Origin of the sequence: Rhodanobacter sp. Root179 (assembly GCF_001428465.1) — a bacterium.
In the GTDB taxonomy this organism is placed as follows: domain Bacteria; phylum Pseudomonadota; class Gammaproteobacteria; order Xanthomonadales; family Rhodanobacteraceae; genus Rhodanobacter.
In genome coordinates this window covers 49,661-66,302 of the sequence record NZ_LMHR01000069.1, presented here as the reverse complement: position 1 = coordinate 66,302, position 16,642 = coordinate 49,661, and the positions used below count along the sequence as shown (strand labels likewise).

Annotated in this window: 7 protein-coding genes; all 7 read right to left on the bottom strand. The window is 65.5% G+C overall.

The features are described from left to right. On the bottom strand, positions 1-3,721 hold a 3,721-nt coding region (locus ASD82_RS07260), incomplete at its 3' end, for a filamentous hemagglutinin N-terminal domain-containing protein (RefSeq protein ID WP_162253816.1). A gap of 12 nt (positions 3,722-3,733) precedes the next feature. Continuing rightward, positions 3,734-5,323, bottom strand: coding sequence for a ShlB/FhaC/HecB family hemolysin secretion/activation protein (locus ASD82_RS07255; protein WP_056717165.1), 1,590 nt, complete (start codon positions 5,321-5,323; stop codon positions 3,734-3,736). A 607-nt stretch (positions 5,324-5,930) separates the two neighbouring features. After that, positions 5,931-6,287: a hypothetical protein gene (locus ASD82_RS07250; RefSeq protein WP_056717164.1), complete on the bottom strand. Its 357-nt coding sequence runs from the start codon at positions 6,285-6,287 to the stop codon at positions 5,931-5,933. After that, a complete protein-coding gene (locus ASD82_RS07245; RefSeq protein WP_056717163.1) occupies positions 6,284-10,714 on the bottom strand; it encodes a bifunctional serine/threonine-protein kinase/formylglycine-generating enzyme family protein in 4,431 nt (1,476 codons plus the stop codon). The genes ASD82_RS07250 and ASD82_RS07245 overlap by 4 nt, the downstream gene beginning before the upstream one ends. A gap of 16 nt (positions 10,715-10,730) precedes the next feature. After that, positions 10,731-11,450 carry a PP2C family serine/threonine-protein phosphatase gene (locus tag ASD82_RS07240; protein ID WP_056717162.1) on the bottom strand — a complete coding sequence of 240 codons (720 nt, stop codon included), beginning with the start codon at positions 11,448-11,450 and terminating at the stop codon, positions 10,731-10,733. Next, on the bottom strand, positions 11,447-13,099 hold the full coding sequence (gene tagF, locus ASD82_RS07235; RefSeq protein WP_056717161.1) for a type VI secretion system-associated protein TagF: 1,653 nt from the start codon (positions 13,097-13,099) through the stop codon (positions 11,447-11,449). Before tagF ends, ASD82_RS07240 begins: the two co-directional genes overlap by 4 nt. A gap of 4 nt (positions 13,100-13,103) precedes the next feature. After that, positions 13,104-16,637, bottom strand: coding sequence for a type VI secretion system membrane subunit TssM (gene tssM, locus ASD82_RS07230; RefSeq protein WP_056717160.1), 3,534 nt, complete (start codon positions 16,635-16,637; stop codon positions 13,104-13,106). Positions 16,638-16,642 lie beyond the last annotated feature (5 nt).

The following is a 16,642-nucleotide window of genomic DNA, read 5'->3' as shown; positions in this document are numbered from 1 at the left end:
TGTCCAGCACATAGGTCTGGCCCGTACCGATCACCGTGTTGTTTTGCGCCGCGTTCGCATTGAAGGTGGTGTATCCGCTCAAGCTTCCGCCCACGCCCGTGGCCGAGAGCACACCGGTATCCACGTTCAGCGTCAAATCGTGGAGGTAGTCGCTGTAATCCAGCGTCTGCGCCGTGACGTTGCCGCTGATGTTTCCGTTGCTGCCGAAATTGACCGTACCGGTGGTGTCGTTGATGTTCTCGAACGAGGTCCAGCCCAGTGCGCCACTGCTGCCCTGGTCGGCAACGGTGTTGTCCAGCTGGTAGGTCTGGCCGGAACCCGTGAGCGTGTCGCTGTTGCCGCTGCCTGTCACCGTGGTGACACCCGCCCAGGTACCGCCAATGCCGGTGGTCGCGCCGGCGCCATTGGACAGGTCGAACGTCACCGCCGTGGCGTAGCTGGCGTAATTCAGCGTCTGCGCCGTGATGTTGCCCGTGACGCTGCCGCCGGTACCGAAGTTCACCGTGCCGGTGGCATCAGCGATGTTGCCGAACGACGTCCAGTTCAGGCCGTTGCTGCTGCCCTTGTCCGCGACGGCATTATCCAGCAGATAGGTTTCTCCCGAACCCGTGATCGTCGCCCCGGAGCCGTTGCCGGCTATCGTGGTGAGGCCGAAAGCACTGTAATCCAGGCCCGAGTCGCTCGAGGTCTTCGTACCGACGTCGAAAGCTCCGGTCACGTTGGTGACGTCGCCGCCGGCACCGGACACTGCGCTGAACCCGGTATAGCTTATGCCACTTGTCGACGATGCTCCGGCGTGATCGTCGAAGCTGCCGGCAACGTTCGCAATGGTGCCGTTACCCGCCACGTTGGTGGCATTGGCGAAGGTCATGCCAAGGCTGGTCAGTGCGCCGTCGTCGAATCCCGAGGCTCCGGTAACCGTCGTGGTGTCGGCGGCGGTGAAACCATTGAAGGTGACGCCGCCGGTGCTGCCAGTCGTGTTGCCGGTCAGGTTGAACGCGGCGCTGCCCAGGCCGATGATCGAACCGGTGCCGGTGATGCTTCCCGTCCCCGTTGGCGCAACCCCGGAAAATGCAGCGTTGCCCAGGCCTGCAAGCGTGCCGTCGACCGTGATGGTCGTTGCCGCGGTCGCCGACAAATCGCCATTGATCGTGCCGGTGCCCAGATCCAGCGCACCGCTGTTGCTGACTACGGTCAGCGCGCCCGTATTCAAGGTACCCAGAACCAGATCGCCGCTGTTCGTGACCTGAGTAGTTCCACCGGTGAGACTTACCGCGCCAGTGAATGCATTGAGGCCGTTCAGCGTGATCGTCCCGCTGCCGGCGTTGAACGCCGAGGTGCCGGCTACGCTGAAGATGCCCGACGCCTGCGAGATGTTGCCGGTCGTGGTGGTCACCGACAGGGGGCCGTTGACGGTTACAGCGCCCGCGTTGAACGTGCTGCTGTTCGTGGTCAGACCGGTCAGACCCGTCACGCCACCCACCACACCGCCAAAAGTTGCCGCGCCGCTCGTGCTCTGCACTGCCAGCGTGTGCGCACCGTCGACCGTCGAGGCAAAGTCGATCCCACCGCCCGTGCTCGTCAACAGCGTATCGGCGCCCAGCGTCACTGCGCCGCTGTACATCTGATCGCCGCTCGTGCTCACACCCGTGGCGTTTAGCGCCGTCGTGCCACTGACCGACAACGTGTTCAGGCCGGACAACACGCTACCGAGCACGGCATTGCCCGTAACAGTCAGGCTGTTGCCCGATCCGGTTACACCGCCGAGCAGTTTTACCGTCGTTCCCGTCAGGATGTCGCTATTTCCCAACGTCACGCTGTCGTTGTAGGTCTGCGCGCCGGTGGTGTGGACATTACCGCCCAGCATCGTCACGCCCGCCGCGTCCGTGGTCAGACTTGTCAGGGCATTCGCCGCACCAACCGCCCCACCAAACGTCGTCTGGCCGCCCGTATTCACCGAGAGGGTGTGCCCACCGTCCACCGTCGAGATGAAATTGATGGTGCCGCTTCCGCTGCTGGCAAGCGTCACGTTGGCGCCAAGGACCACCGGACCGTTGTAGGTCTGGTCGCCACCCGTGGTGATGTTCTTGCCGATCTTGATGGCGCCGCCGACCACGGCTGCATCTGCACCGTTGGCGGTCGCGGAATTCAGCACCAGCGCGGATGTCCCGGTGCCGGTGAGTGCGGCGTTGATGTTGACATCGTTGGCGGCGGTGAGAGTAAGCGTGTATGTGCCCCAGCTCACCGTATCATTCACGTTGATGTTGCCGCTGCCGCCGCCGCTGCCGGTGCTGGACAGGATCGTGACGTTGCCGCTGCCCAAATTGGTGCCTAGCGCGAAACCCGTGATGTCGCCGCCGGTGGCGGCGATCTTGAAATCCTTCGGGTCGATCAGCCAGTTGCCGGCTTGCCCATTGGGAGCGAGCGTATTGACGCGGGCGCTGTCGGCGATGCTGACGTGCGCAGCCGAGGTTTCGATGGCGCCGCCGTTACCGCCCAGGGCACCGCCGCGGGCGCTAAGGCTGCCGGCGATGGTGCTGGACTGGTCGCCCCATACGACCACGGAGCCGCCGTCGCCGGATTGCGTGGCGTCGGCATTCAATGTGGCGCTGGCGCTGAGTGTGCTGTTGGCGGCCCTGAGCAGTCCTTCCCCGCCTTGTTGGCCTCCACCGATGCGGATGCTGCCGCCACCCAGGGTACCGGAGGCGTCAACGCTGCCGCTGACGTTGACATCCTGGTCGGACAGCAACTGGGCGCTGCCGCCGTGCACGCCGGACACCGTGATGTTGCCGCTGTTCTCGACGTTGCCGCCGTTGCCGACCAGCCGCACCACGCCGCCGTCAGTGCTGATGCCGCTGGCGTCGATCACACCGGCGTTGTTGACCAGGTTGGTGAACAGATCCTTGGTGGCCGAGGCCTGCAGCACCACGGTGCCGTCTTCGGCGCGCAAGGTGCCCTTGTTGGTGACCGCGGCCTCCTTCGCGTCCAGGCGTTCCTTCAGTTCACCGGTGATCTGGATGTTGATCAGGCCATTGCCATCGAAGTCCAGCGTGGCATGGTCTGCGCCGTCGAGGTTGATCTTGCCGTAGTTGGCGAAGATCACGCCGTCGTTGAGGACGCTGCCGCCCACCAGGCTGACCGAACCGCCGCTCGCGGCCTGGATCAGGCCATGGTTGACGATGCCGGCCCTCGCGCCCGCCACGTTGAGGTTGTAGCGCCCCGCAAGAAAGTCGTTCGGGGTCAGGTCCAGCGTGCTGGCGAGCAGGCCGCCGACATTCATCTGCGCCGTGGCGCCGAAAATGATGCCGTGCGTGTTGATCAGGAAGACCTGGCCGTTTGAATTGATCTTGCCGAAAATCTGGCTGGGGTTCTGATCGAGGATGCGATTCAGGGCTACCGCCGAACGACCCGGCTGATTGAACAGCACCGATTCGTTGGCCGCCAGGTTGAAGGTCTGCCAGTTCAGCGCCAGCCTCTGCGACACCTGGTTGATGACGGTGCTGTTGCCGCTTTGGGTGATGGAACCCGAACCACCCACCACCACGCCGCCGGTGGGTCCACCGGCGAGTGCTTCGCCGCTGAACACGATCGACCCCAGGGCCAGGCCCACGCAAAGACTGATGGGCCAAGTCCGCCTCAAGGGCAGTGCCGCTCCGGAAGTCCGATCTGCATGGACGCGCGCCGTCGTGCGCATCGTGCGCTGCTTTGTGCTCTTGCTCATGGTCGTCATCCGTCAGAACGTGAAGCTGAACCGGGAGTAGATGTGGTAGCCCTTTTTGTCAGACGCATCCTGCGAACTCAGGGGCACGGCACCGTTGAGGTGAAACTCGAAGTTGTGGAATCGCGGCAGGCGGAAAATCAGGCCGGCGCCCACGCCACTCAAGGTGGCCGTGTCGGGTGTGATCTCGCGGTTGGCGCCTGCGGAAAAGCCCTTGGCGTAGTCGACGAACACCTGGAACTCGAGCAGTTCGCGCCATGGCCTTCCGTAGAAAGGCGACACCTTGTCGCCGAAGCCCGGAGCGTCGACGTGGTACTCCAGCGAGGTGTAGTAGCCGCGGTCGCGCAAGGCATCGGCGATCGGGTAGGCACGGGTACTGTCGGGGCCGCCCAGGGCAAACTGCTCAAGCGGAATCAGGGCATCGTTGGTGTATTGACCCACCAGCTTCAGGTAGAGCCGCTGCGACTTGGTCAGGAACTGCATGCGCGTGTACGACAGCTTCGTCACCAGGAAGCTGCGCGAGTGCTGCGGGCTGACCAGGTCGGGAACGAGCGAGTCGTCACTGATGGACTTGCGCAGGCCGACCTGAAGGATGTCGACACCGTTGAAGCGACGGTCGGTATGCAGCAAGCCGTAGGTCAGCTCCCCCACGGTGAATTTCTCGTCCGACAGGTGAAACCCCAGGCTGTCCAGCTTGGACTCTTCCCGGATCACATGCAGCGTGCTCACTGCCTGCATGTCGTCGCGATTGATGAACTTCCAGTCCATGCCGCCGTAATACAGCGAACTGGGACCTTTCACGTCCAGCGCCGCGAACGAACCGGTGTTGATCTGCAGTTCGTTGCGGGAGGCGCCGACCACGGCGGACAAACCGGGCACCCAGGGCGCTGGCGCACGATAGGTGGTCGCGCCGTAGATGTTGTCGCTGGGATCCAGCGCATAGTCGACGTTGAGGTTGAATACGTCGCCGATGCCCAGCGGATTGGCCCACTCGATGCCGGCCTGTGCCCGGTAGCGGCCGGTCAGCTCGGTGCCGTAATTGTTGGCACCCAGCATGAACTTGACCGGACGCTTCGCTTCGGTGGCGATCATCACCAGGTCGGTATCGCCCGTGTTCTCGCCAGGCTGGAACGTCGAGGCCACGGTGACACCGGGGAGATCGCGCGCGTAGAGCAAGGCGGTGTCCACATCGCTCTTCAGCAGCGGCTTGCCGCGGAGTTCCTGCGCCGCAGCGGAGATCACGCTGGGCCGATAGCGCTTCGTGCCCTTGACGATGATCTTGCCGATCTTCCCTTCCAGCACCTGGATCTGCACGATCTTGTCCGGGCCCACCGTCTGCGCCGGAAGGAACGCGTTGGAGACGATGAAGCCGGCACTGCGATAACGCTCGACGATCTTGTTGGCGACTCCCTGCATGTCGTCGAAGCTGAGCTCCACCGGGGTACCGGCCTTGGCTGCCAATTCCTGGTATTGCGCGTCAGCCAGCGCCTGGATGCTGGCCGGGGTCACGCCAACATCGGAGTGGTCGGCCACGCCCGTCACGTGGAAACCCTGCACGGCAATTTTCTGCTCGGCAGCGGCGTCACGATCACGAACGGGCGGCACCACGTTGTCCGCCTGGACCTGCGCCGGCGGAGTCTGTGGGGAGCTGCCGACAGGCGCCGCGTTGCCGGAACCCTGGTCAGCTGATCCGCCGCCAGCGTCCTGTGCCTGAACGTTTCCGCCCGTAAGTGCAAATGCCAACGCTGCCGCGAAGCAAACAATGCGCACGATACATTCCCCTTGGCCGCATCTAATCGATCCATTGACGGTGTGCCCCGATGATCGGTGCCCACCAGCTGCGAACTTCCCAAGCCCCCGGCATTCAGGCAATTGCTGCCTGCTGGCTCGTCTTACCTCTATCAGGATACACCTTTGCCCTTCCAAAGGAAGAGCCGTTCGGCATCGAAAAAGATGCCCACGAGCATGCCCGGCAAGTTCTGACAGGGCGTGTCGGAAAAGGACTGCTTTACAGATCCGCGACAGTCAAAAATCACTTGAAAAGAAGGGTCCGCGCCGATCCCCGCCAAAGTTCCACAAGGCAACTCCGGCTGGGGTTTCACACACACAACCATGGCCGCCCAGGTTCGCGTTCGCGCAAACGAAAGAACGCGATACGCAGATGCCTGTCATGGATAGAATCGCAACCTGAAGCGACTGCCATGGCAGCCAATCAGTGACGCAGCATCAGCCATCCAGCCACCACCACGAGAACGGCTGCGGCAATCAGGATCAGCAGCACTTTCCTGGACAACGTCGGCCGCATCGAAACCAGCGAGGCGAGTGCTCGTCCGGCGTCAGCAGAAGAATCACTGACGCTCGCCGCGGCCGGATCACCTGAGCGCGACGCCCTGACGCTTCCCGGCGGCACCAGCGCCTTGCGCGCCGTGACCACGCCACCTCCATCCGACAAGGACTGCAATACACGACGGCGACGGTTGCGATATTCCACGCGGGAAATCCGGCCGAGCCGATGGGCATCATCCAGCGCACGCAGATCCCGGTTGATGGCAGCTTCGCGTTCGGTCATTTCAGCTCCCTCAGTATCCGGAAACCCACGTCCCGTTGTGGCGATCCACCATCGGCACGGCTGGAATCAACGCTGCAATCCGACCAGTAGCTGCTGTAGCTGCCGCCACGCACCATCACGCTGCCGCCGCTCACCACCCATTCCCACACGTTGCCGGTCGAATTGACCAGGCCCCAGGGGTTGCGTGAGCGGCCACGCGGGGAAACCGCAGCGCCGCCGCCGTCACCGCCGCCGGCCGAGGGAAGGATGCAGTTGCTGTCCTCGGCCTGCTTCCAGCCACCACCGCCTTTCGCCGCGTGCAGCCATTCCGCGTCGGTCGGCAGGCGATAGGTGAATCCGCCACTGAGGTCACTGAGCCAGCGCGCGTAGGCACGCGCCTGATCCAGGCTGATGTTGCTTATCGGCGCGTTGCCAAGATCCTTGTCGGCCACCGACACCGCCGCGCACTTGCCGCTGGAGCGGCAGAACTGGTTGAACTCGTTGATCGAGATTTCCGCACGCGAAATGGCGTAAGCCTTGCCGCCGTTCACGCCGGGCACAACCACCAGCAATGGCCCACGCCCACCATTGATGGCATCCGAACAGAACTTGCCCTTGCCCGCCAACCCCGGCTTCGCGCAGGGATCGGGACCACCCGCCGCAGCCACGCCTCCGCTGGGCACGGGTTGCACCACCGGTGTCGTGCCGGTCTTTCCGGTCGTCACGGGCGGCCGCCCCGGCGTCGGCGCCGGCGTCTCGGTCACCGGCGTCGATACCGGTGCCGTCACCTGCGGGGCGGGTGCTGCCGCAGCGGCGCGCTTCAGCTTGTCGAGCTGCTCGGCGAGCGACCGGGCAGTCAGCTGGCCTCGCGCCTTCATGCTCGTTTCCAGCTTGCCCAGTTCGGTGGCGTCATTCCTGCGCACGCTGTCCAGTTGCTTCTGCAACTGCGCGTACTCGGCACTGCCCAGTGGCTGCTTCGAGGCGGCCATGATGGCGGCGACCACATCGTAGCGGGCCTTTGCCGCGCGCAAGTTCGCGTTGTTGCCGAGTGCTCCCAGGCCCTGCCCGAGGACATCGGACGCACGCTGGTAGCGCCCCTTCTGAAAGGCGTCCTCGGCCTGGCCCAGATAGGCGTCGGCCAGCAGCTTCGGTCCCTCAGTCTTGAGGAAGGGATTGTCTGGCTGCAGGGTCTTGATCCGCGCCAGCGACTGGCTTGCCTTGCTGACGTCGCCAGCGGCCACCGCGCTCTTCATCGACTCGATACGCGACTTGACTTCAGCGTCGGCGCCTTCCTGCGCGGCCTTCGCCTGCAACTGCTGCTGCAGCGCATCCAGTGCCGCACCCTGCGCGATCAGCTCGGCCGATTTCGGTACGTACTTCAGGCCGAAATCGACCGCGATCCTTGCCTGCGGCAGATGCTGCGGGTCAGCCAGCCGCGCGGCTTCCGCCGCGATGGCCGCACCCAGCGCGTTGACCGCCCGTTCGGTTTCGGGAGACTTGTCGGCGCCGAGCGTGGCCATCGCGGTGGCCACGTCACGCTGCCAGTCGGGTGTCAGGGTCGGCTTCGCGCCCAGGCTGGCCAGCGTGGTGCGTGCGTCGGCAAGTGCCTGCGTCTGCTGCTGCAAGGTCTTCTGTTGCGCCGCCGAACGGGAAGCGGCCACGTCGGCCAGCACCCTGGCGAAGCCGGCTTCCGCGGGATCGATCTGCTGGCCGGCCTGGCCGACCCGCTCGGCCGCATCCAGGTTGCCGCCGGCGATCTGGTCGCGCGCCAGCTTGATCAGGCCGGCATCGGCCTGGGCCTTCACGGCCGCGTAGTCCGGAGAATCGGCGCCGATCTGGGTGCGTGCGGTATTCAGGGCGCTCCTGACGTCCTGCAGCCAGACCACCGTGGCCTGGGGGCTGGCGAGCAGGTCGGTTACCCGGCTCTTCGCCAACGCGGTGCGTTGTGCTTCGCTGGCGGCCTTCTGCGCCAATTGGTTCTGCTGTTCCAGCAAGGCCTGCCGCGTCGCCGACAAGCTGGAGTCGCCCGGGAACAGATCGATGCCGAAGCCGGCAATGCTGATCGCACCCGGCAGGTCGCCCGCGCCTTGCCTTTCCTTTGCCTGGGCTTCCAGAACATCCTTCAGCCGCGCCGTCTGCGCCGCCAGTCGCGGATCGTCTCCCAGCAGGCTGGCCGCATCGTGATAGGCCGTGGCCACCTTGGCCCGCCAGTCATCGGCGCTGACCGGCTGGTCCAGCAAGCCGGTGAGCGTCTGCAAGCCCTGCTCCCGCTGCTGTTGCAGCGCCTGCGCCTTCTGCTCCTGCAGCCGTTGCGCCGCCAGCGCCTTGCCGATTTCATCGAGCTGCGCGCTGCGCTGCTTCAGTCTCGCCGAATCGGGGAACAGGCTGCTTGCCAGCTTGAGTTCGACGGTTGCCTCGTCGACACGCCCTGCGTCGATCGACTTGCCGATGGCGGTGTCGTACTTCAACTCCAGTTCGGCGTTCTTCAGCAGGGCACTGTTCGGATCGATCGCGCGGATGCGGGTCAGCGTGGTGACGACGTTGTCCGGCTGGTTCTCGAAAATCGCGTCGGCGCTGATCTGGTCGGTCAGTTTGGTATCGAGCGAGTTGAGCAGGTCGTTGCGCTGCTTCTCCACCTCGGTGCGCTTGATATCCAGCGCTGGCGAGTAAAGCTTGAGGTCGTCGCGCAGCTTGAACACCTTCTGGGTGCCGGCATAGTCGTAACGGTCCCTGGCCGGATTCCAGTAGGCGTCGATGCGGCCGAGCAGGTAGCTCTGGATCAATTCGCCCTGATCGATGATCGTACGCTTGCGGTCGTCGTCGTTCAGGGTGTCGAGGGCCTGCAGGGCCTGGCCTTCATCCGCGTAGTGGTCGGCACGCGTCATGGTGAAACGGGCGATCACCTCGGCCAGATGATGATTGCGCTGGTAGGTCGTCCATGCCCAGGCGCCGCCGGCAATGATCAGAATGGCCGGCACGCCGTACAGCAGGTACGGCAGTGCGCGTTCGCGCGCGCCCACGTCGCGCAGGCCTTCGATCAGCTCGTTGGCGCTCTTCAGGCGCTGCGCCTTGGTGAAGGCCACGCTGGCGCAGAGCGTCTTGTACTGATGCTTGGTCAGCCCCTTCACCGGTGGCGGCTTGCGGCCTTCCTTCATCGCCACTTCGGCGCTGGCCTTGTCGTACGGATGCTTGCCGGTGAGCAGTTCGAACGTCACGCAACCCAGTGCGTAGACGTCATCGCCGGGCACCGGGTCTTCACCCCGGATCATCTCCAGGCTGGCGTAGGCCGGGGTAAGCGCGCCCAGCGTACCGGCGTCGAACACGGTCTGTTCGCCGACGGCATCGCCCATGTGCTTGCCGGCGCGGGCAATGCCGAAGTCGAATACCTTCGGCACGCCTTCGCGGGTGACCATGACGTTGGCCGGCTTGAAGTCCGAATGGACCACGCCGGCCGAGTGGGCGCGCGTGAGCGCCCGCGCCATGCCTTCGATCAGCGGCCGGGCTTGCGCCAGCGGCATGCCGTTGTAGGCCTTCTCGCGAATCAGCTGCTTGAGATCGGAGCCGTCGACGTACTCCATCGTCATGAAGACGATGGTGCGGTCCTTGTCGAAGTCGTAGACGCGCACGATGTTGTCGTGCGCCAGCTGTTGCGAGCGGCGCGACTCGCGCTGCAACGAGATCAGCGAGTCGGGATGGCGGCGAAATTCGTCGTTCAGGATCTTGACGGCGACGTAGGGGTCACGGTCACGGGCTTCCACCTTGCGCTCGTCGCGGGCCTTGAACACCACGCCCATGCCGCCGCGGCCGATCTCCTTCTCGAGGTAGAAACGTCCCTTCAGCAGCGAACCGACGGTGACGAAGTCGGACGCATCGCCTTCGGCGATGTGGTTCCAGCTGGAGCTGCTCATGCTGGAACTGGTGCCGGTCATCCCCTGCCGGGTGCCCTGCGTGCCGGTCGCGCCGACAGTCTGCCCTTCGGTCGGTTCCCGTGGCGCGGCCGAGGCCGGTTTCACCATGGTGGCTTCGTCGTCTGCCGCCGGCGACTGGACCGGACGCGAGGTGGGCTTGACCACGGTGACATCATCCAGCGGCGGGGCTGGCGGACGGGAAGCGAGCTGCACCCGGGTCGCGTCATCACTGCCGGCTCCGGTCGGCGGAGCCGCCGGAGCGACCGGCGCAGGACGCTGCGTGGCGGGCTTTACCTGGGTAACGTCTTCGTCATGCGACGCGTCTGCCGGGGAAGCCTGTACGGACGCCAGCTTGGCCAACAGGGCCTTGGCCACCATCGAATCGAGCGCACCGGCATCACGCTGCTGTTCGAGCCACTCCTGTTCAGCATGGTATTGCGCCTCGGACACGGCTCCGCGCGCACCGAGTGCGTCGAACAGGGCGGCGAGCTTGAGCTTGTCGGCCTGGTAGGCGGAAACCAGTTCGGCTATGGAATTCATGAGTGGGAGGTTTTCTTCATTCTTGGATGCGAACGACGACGGCCGAGATGTTGTCCCGTCCGGCGCGGCTCATCGCCAGGTCGAACAGGCTGGCGACGAGATCCTGCGGTTGTGGGTGGCGACGGCATTCGTCGTCGAGTTCGGCATCGGACATTTCCTTGTTGATGCCGTCAGAGCAAAGCACGAAGCCCATGCCGGGCCGATTGCCCGCGACAACCCAGTCGACGAACAAGTGTTCCTCCGCACCCACCGCACGCGTGAGGACGCCCGAGCCCGCCTGAGCCGGCGCCGCCGGGGCGCCAAAATGGGTGACATCATCATCGCCGCCATGCACGTGATCGCGGGTGATCTGACGCAGCTGGCCATCCTCGAAACAGTAGACGCGGCTGTCTCCCACCCATCCGCACAGCATGTAGTCGCCGTCATGCACCAGCACCACGACGGTGGATCCGATCAGGTCAACCCCTCGCGTGGCGGCGGTCTGCAACAGTTCGGCATTGACCTGGGAGAGCGTGTCCTCGATCGCTTCGATGAAGTCCAGGGCGCTGCCGGAACGGGGCAAGGCACCGAGGCGCTCGACGATCATCGAGCTGGCGTAGTCGCCTGCCGAATGGCCGCCCAGTCCGTCGGCGACAACCCACAGGCCGACTTCGTCGCGCACGAGAATGGAGTCTTCGTTGTGCTTGCGCACCTTTCCGGTCACCGTGCGTCCGGCCGAAACATAGCGGGTCATCATGCACCAACCTCGATGATCGTCAGCGGCCACCTTGCCGCATCCACGCCCAGTCCCGCGGCATTCGCCAGCCGCAGGCGTGCTTCGTCGACGGGCAGCGCGAGATGGCTGGCCACGACGTCCGGTGACAGGTGCAACAAGGACTCGCCCGCCATCAGCAACAGGCGATCACCCGCGACGAGCTCGCAGCGAACCTCTCCGCACAGTGGCTGCTCCGACGCGCCCAGCCCGGGAGCACCGGGCACCACGCTGCTGAACAACAGGTCGTCGAACTCACCGTCGTCCGCGCCACCGGGCAGGGGATCGTCGGCTTGCGCGAACAGGGGCTGCGCGCGTCCATGGCGCCAGTGCCAGGCGCCCGCGGCGCCAATCCGCAGCAAGCCGGCCTGACCCGCGACGACGTGGGCGGCGATCACCGCGCAGTCCTCCAGCACCGGGTCGATCAGGTCCTCGCTGGCCCGACGCAACGGCGGATTGAGCATCAGCAACTGCCTGCGCAGCGAATGCATGCCGCCGATCAGGTCGCTGCACGACATCGTGCGGATGATTCCGGACACCTCGCCGACCGCACGCTGGCGAGGATCGGCCATGCCGACCTCGGCCGACAGCACGGTCAGCCCGCAGTCCGTTCGTTCCACCACGGTGACGGCCGCGACGATGTCCCTCTCCCCGGCTGACGTTGCCTGAGCCACCGGGGCAACCAACGGAACTGGCGGGACCGGCGGTGCCAAGCTCGCCACTTCGGACGTCCCGACGAGATCGGCCAGCAGATCCGGATCATCAGGCAGCCATGCACCGGAAGGTGTCGATGGTGGTGGCGGCGGCATGGCCGACACCGGGGCGGCCGGCGCTGCCGCCATGAGGTCGTCGAGCAGGCTGTCCGCGCGTTCCGGCATCGGTACCGCGCGCGGCGCCGATCGTTCGAAAGCCATCGGCGATTGCCACGCCGCGGTGCCGTGTTGCGCATCCAGGAAGGTCACGTAGGCGGATGCCGCCGGCAATCCGCGGGTGGCCAGCACACATGCCGGAACACGTTCGCTACCTGCCGTCCACCACAAGCACCACGGACCCGGGACGGCGGCCAGACGCTCCCACGCTTCGCCCAGGAACGGCTCCGGCGAGGAGGCCCCGCCGAGGGGCAGGCGCCAGTGTGTCGCGCGATTCCAGTCGACGTCGCGCAGCGACGTAGAGGCCGGCGACGACGCCCTCGCCAGCGGGTCACCCAAGGCAGCCACCTGCTCGTCGAACGCCTCCACGCTGATGCGGGCGTCGCACTGCGCCGTGGCGTGCACCTGCTCGGCCGCGTCGGACCAGGCTTTCGCCTCGGTCAGCGCGCGGGTGCCGGATGCGATGTCCGCGCCGAGCGGGGCGGCGATGACCATCGGGAAGCAGCGCCCCACCCGGTCCACGCCAGGCCCCATGATCCCGAACCAGGCGGAATCACCGCACACTCCCGGGGCGAAAAGAAAGCGCCACACCGGACTGGCGTGGTAAGCGTCATGCCAGCCGCCGCCCAGTTCGGCACGGCTGGCCGCCACCGCCTCTTCGAAATGCCTGTCCCAGACATCGACGAAAGCCGATGGCAGCCGGCGCTGCACGAAGTCTCCCGCGCAAGGCAGCTTTCCGAAAAAGCCCGCGACGGAAGTCGGCATGCGTCTAGCCCCCGCACCGGAAACTGGACAGCGCGTTGCTCAGGAAGGGGTTTTTCAGATTGTTGGCCTGGACCGTCACCTTGGCGACATGGCCACCGAAGTTGAAACTGGCCACGAAACGCAGATCGGACTGCTTCTGCAGGTTCGCCGCCTGCAGCGCCCGGAAGAACGCCCAGTCGCCGCGATAGTCGAAGGTGGTCAGCAGGGTCCCCGCGGTGTCGTAGGCGGAGATCGAGACATGACCCGGCGTGGGTCCCGGCCACTTCATGGTGGCCATGGTCGAGCCACCGGACTGGTATTCGTATTTCTGGCCATCGACCTCGATCACCAGCTTGCCGATGCCGGCGTCGAGCACCGGCGCGAGCAGCGTGAAGTCGACCTCGGGCATGTTGCCGCTGCGGAAGAACATCTGCTTGATCCGGTCGGCACCCTGCAGCTGCGCCAGCATGCCGGCCGAACCGCTGATCGCGCCCGGGCCGGTCTTCCACTGCCAGTTGCGGCCGCTGGCATCGATCAGCTTGCCCACGGTCTGGTTGTAGAAACCGTCGAAGCGCCCGCCATAGCCGAACATCTCGCCGAAGTTCTGCAGCGGGATATCGTTGTTGCTGGACGGCGAGAACGGGTAGCGCCCGCGGGTGTAGTCGGCGCAGTCCTTGGCCACCATCTGCTGGTACTGATCGTCGAGAGCGCCCTTGGTGCCGCTGGCCACCAGCGCCTGGCTCTTGCCGGTCAGCGCCGCAAACCAGCCCGAAGCGGGTGCCGGCAGCTGGCCGGCCGCCTGCTGCGCCATCAGCAGTTGCGGATTGGGCTGGCCCGCGGCCGAGCTGAAATCGCCCATGGTCAGCAAGGTCTTGCTGAGATCGTCGAGCACCTTGAGCGTCTGATCGATCGGCGCGGCGCCCGGGCCACCTTCGCTCAACTTGTTGATCTGCTCGAAGTGGTCGCTGATCACCTGCCCCGGCTTGGCGGCTGCCGCATCGTCACCCGGCGCGGCGGTCCCGGCGCCGGCCTGGGCGAGCGCGCGCGCCAGGGCGGACTGGGTCGCCTTCTTCTGGGCCAGCTTCTTGGCCACGTCCTCGGCCTTGTCCTTCGCATCGGCGGGCGGTGCGCGCATCAGGTCGTGGGTGTTGTCGCTCACCACCTTCAGCAGCAGCTTCATCGGCGAGTTGGGGCCGGCCAGCTTGGCCGCGATGGTGCTGGCATCCTGGATGTTGCCGATCGGCTGCAGCTCCAGATCCGCCAGGATGTCATCCCAGGCCTTGATGTAGTCCTGCTCGTAGAGTGCCAGCACATGCTGGGCGAGCCGGGCCTTCTGCAACGAATCGATCTTGGTGGCGCCGAATACCCAGTCATCGGCGGCGAACTGCGTGACCGCCTGATCGATGCCCTTGTCGACTTCATCCTTGAATACCGGTTGCGTGAACAGCGCCGGCAACGGTTCCGAAAGCGGCGCACCGCTCTTGCGCCGGTAGACGTTGCCGAGCAGCCCCAGCTCCTTGTCCAGTCGCAGCGGCGGATACGCACCGCTGTCCGCATTCAACTTGATGTTGCCGTAGATCAGCGTGGCCAGATCCGCGGTGCGCAGCGTGTTGCGCGCCTGTTCCACCAGGCTGGCATCCAGGTTCAGCGCGCGCAGCCGCCCTTCGTGTCCGACCAGCGCATCGAAATGCTTGGTCAGCGCCTTCTGCAGCACGGGATCGGACGGGAACAGTCGCCGCCATTCGATCGCCGCCAGCGCCACGATCTGGTCGTGATCCAGATGCTCGGGCTGGCCCAGCATCAGGTAGCCCTTGAGGTAGTAGTAGAGCATCTGCGGATCGCCCGCATTCGCGGCCAGACCGGCCCGGAACTGCGAGGCCACGCCAGGCAGCAGCAGCGCGTTCAGCTCGCGATAGTACGCGTCACGCACTTCGTCGCCGACCGCATTGCCCTGATACAGGCCGAAACGCATCGACAGCGGCACGTCGCCCTTGTGCTGCTCGGCGACATCCACCGCACTGGACAGCGCCTCCAGCCGCTCCAGCACCATCGCGAAATAGGCCTGCTGGTTCGGTGCCAGCGACGCGTCGCTCTGCGCCGGATACTTCTGCAATGCCGCCTGCACCTGGCCCAGGTAGGCGCCGTTGCGCCGGTAGCTGCTGGCCAGGCCGAGGATCAGCAGGCCGCAGGCCAGCAGCACGCCCATGTACGCGGCCGCCTGCAGCAGGGTCTTCTGGCGCTCCAGCTTCGGATTGGTGCCGGCAAAGCCGGATTCCTTGAACAGCACGTCCCGAAGCAGGCGCTCGACGAAGAAGGTGCGGCTCTGGGCGCCAGGCACGTGCAGGCGCGAGGCGTCCAGCCCGAAGGTGCGTGCCACCGCGCCCATCATGCGGTCGATCGGCGTGCCTTCCTGCGTGCCCGAAGTGAAGTAGGCACCACGCAGCAGCAACGGCGCGTCGTACTGATGGCCGGTGAACACGCCTTCGACGAACTGCCGCGTGATGTCGCGCAGAGCGCCGAGCTGCTGCGGGAACGACAGGATGGCCGCGCGCCGGGTGCGATCGCGTTCGCCGTGGAGCCGATCGAGGATGCGCGTGTTGAGCCGATCCAGCAGCAGGTTGAATTCTTCGAGGAACTGCTTCGCCGCGCTGCCGTCCATGGTCTTGTCGACCGCGAACGACATGCCCCAGACCTGGCTGCGCAACTCGGGATTGAGGTCGTCGAAGAACTCGGTGAAGCCGGCGACCAGGTCGCACTTGGTGAACACCAGATAGGCCGGCACGCCGATGCGCAGGTGCTTGGCCAGTTCGTCCAGGCGCTGGCGAACCGCCTGGATGTGCTGCTGGCGGCCATTCGCATCCAGGGTCAGCAGGTCGGACAGGCTCATCGCCACGATCACGCCGTTGATCGGGCGGCGCTTGCGGTACTTGCGCAACAGGTTGAGGAACTCGGTCCAGGCCGAAGCATCGGCGCCGCGGTCGGAGTCCTGGGTGGTATAGCGACCGGCGGTGTCGAGGAATACCGCCTCGTCGGTGAACCACCAGTCGCAGTTGCGCGTACCGCCGACGCCGCGGATCGCTTCCTTGCCGAACTTGTTCGACAGCGGAAAGTTGAGGCCCGAGTTCTGCAGCAGCGTGCTCTTGCCGGACCCCGGCGGCCCGATCACCACATACCAGGGCAACGCGTAGAGATTGGTTCCGCCGCTGCGATTCTTGCGCAGGGTTTCTACCGCCTCCTGGAAGCGGTTCTGCAATTGCGCCCGCTCGTTGGCGGAGCGGTCGTCACGCTCGCCGCCGGCCTGGGCGGTGCCCTGATCGCTCAGGTCGCTGGCCATCTGCTTGGCCTTGCCGCGCACCCGCATCTGTTGCAGCTGCAACCAGACCGCCCAGATCACCACGATCACGATGATCACCAGCAAGCGGACCACCGGGCTGGCCAGCGGCTGTGACTCGCCGAAGCCGAGGTAGGGGCCGCCGAACCAGATCAGCAACGACAGCAACAGCAAGCCGACGAGGGTGATGAACAGGCGGGATTTGAACAACGCAAGAAGCTTGCCCACGATGT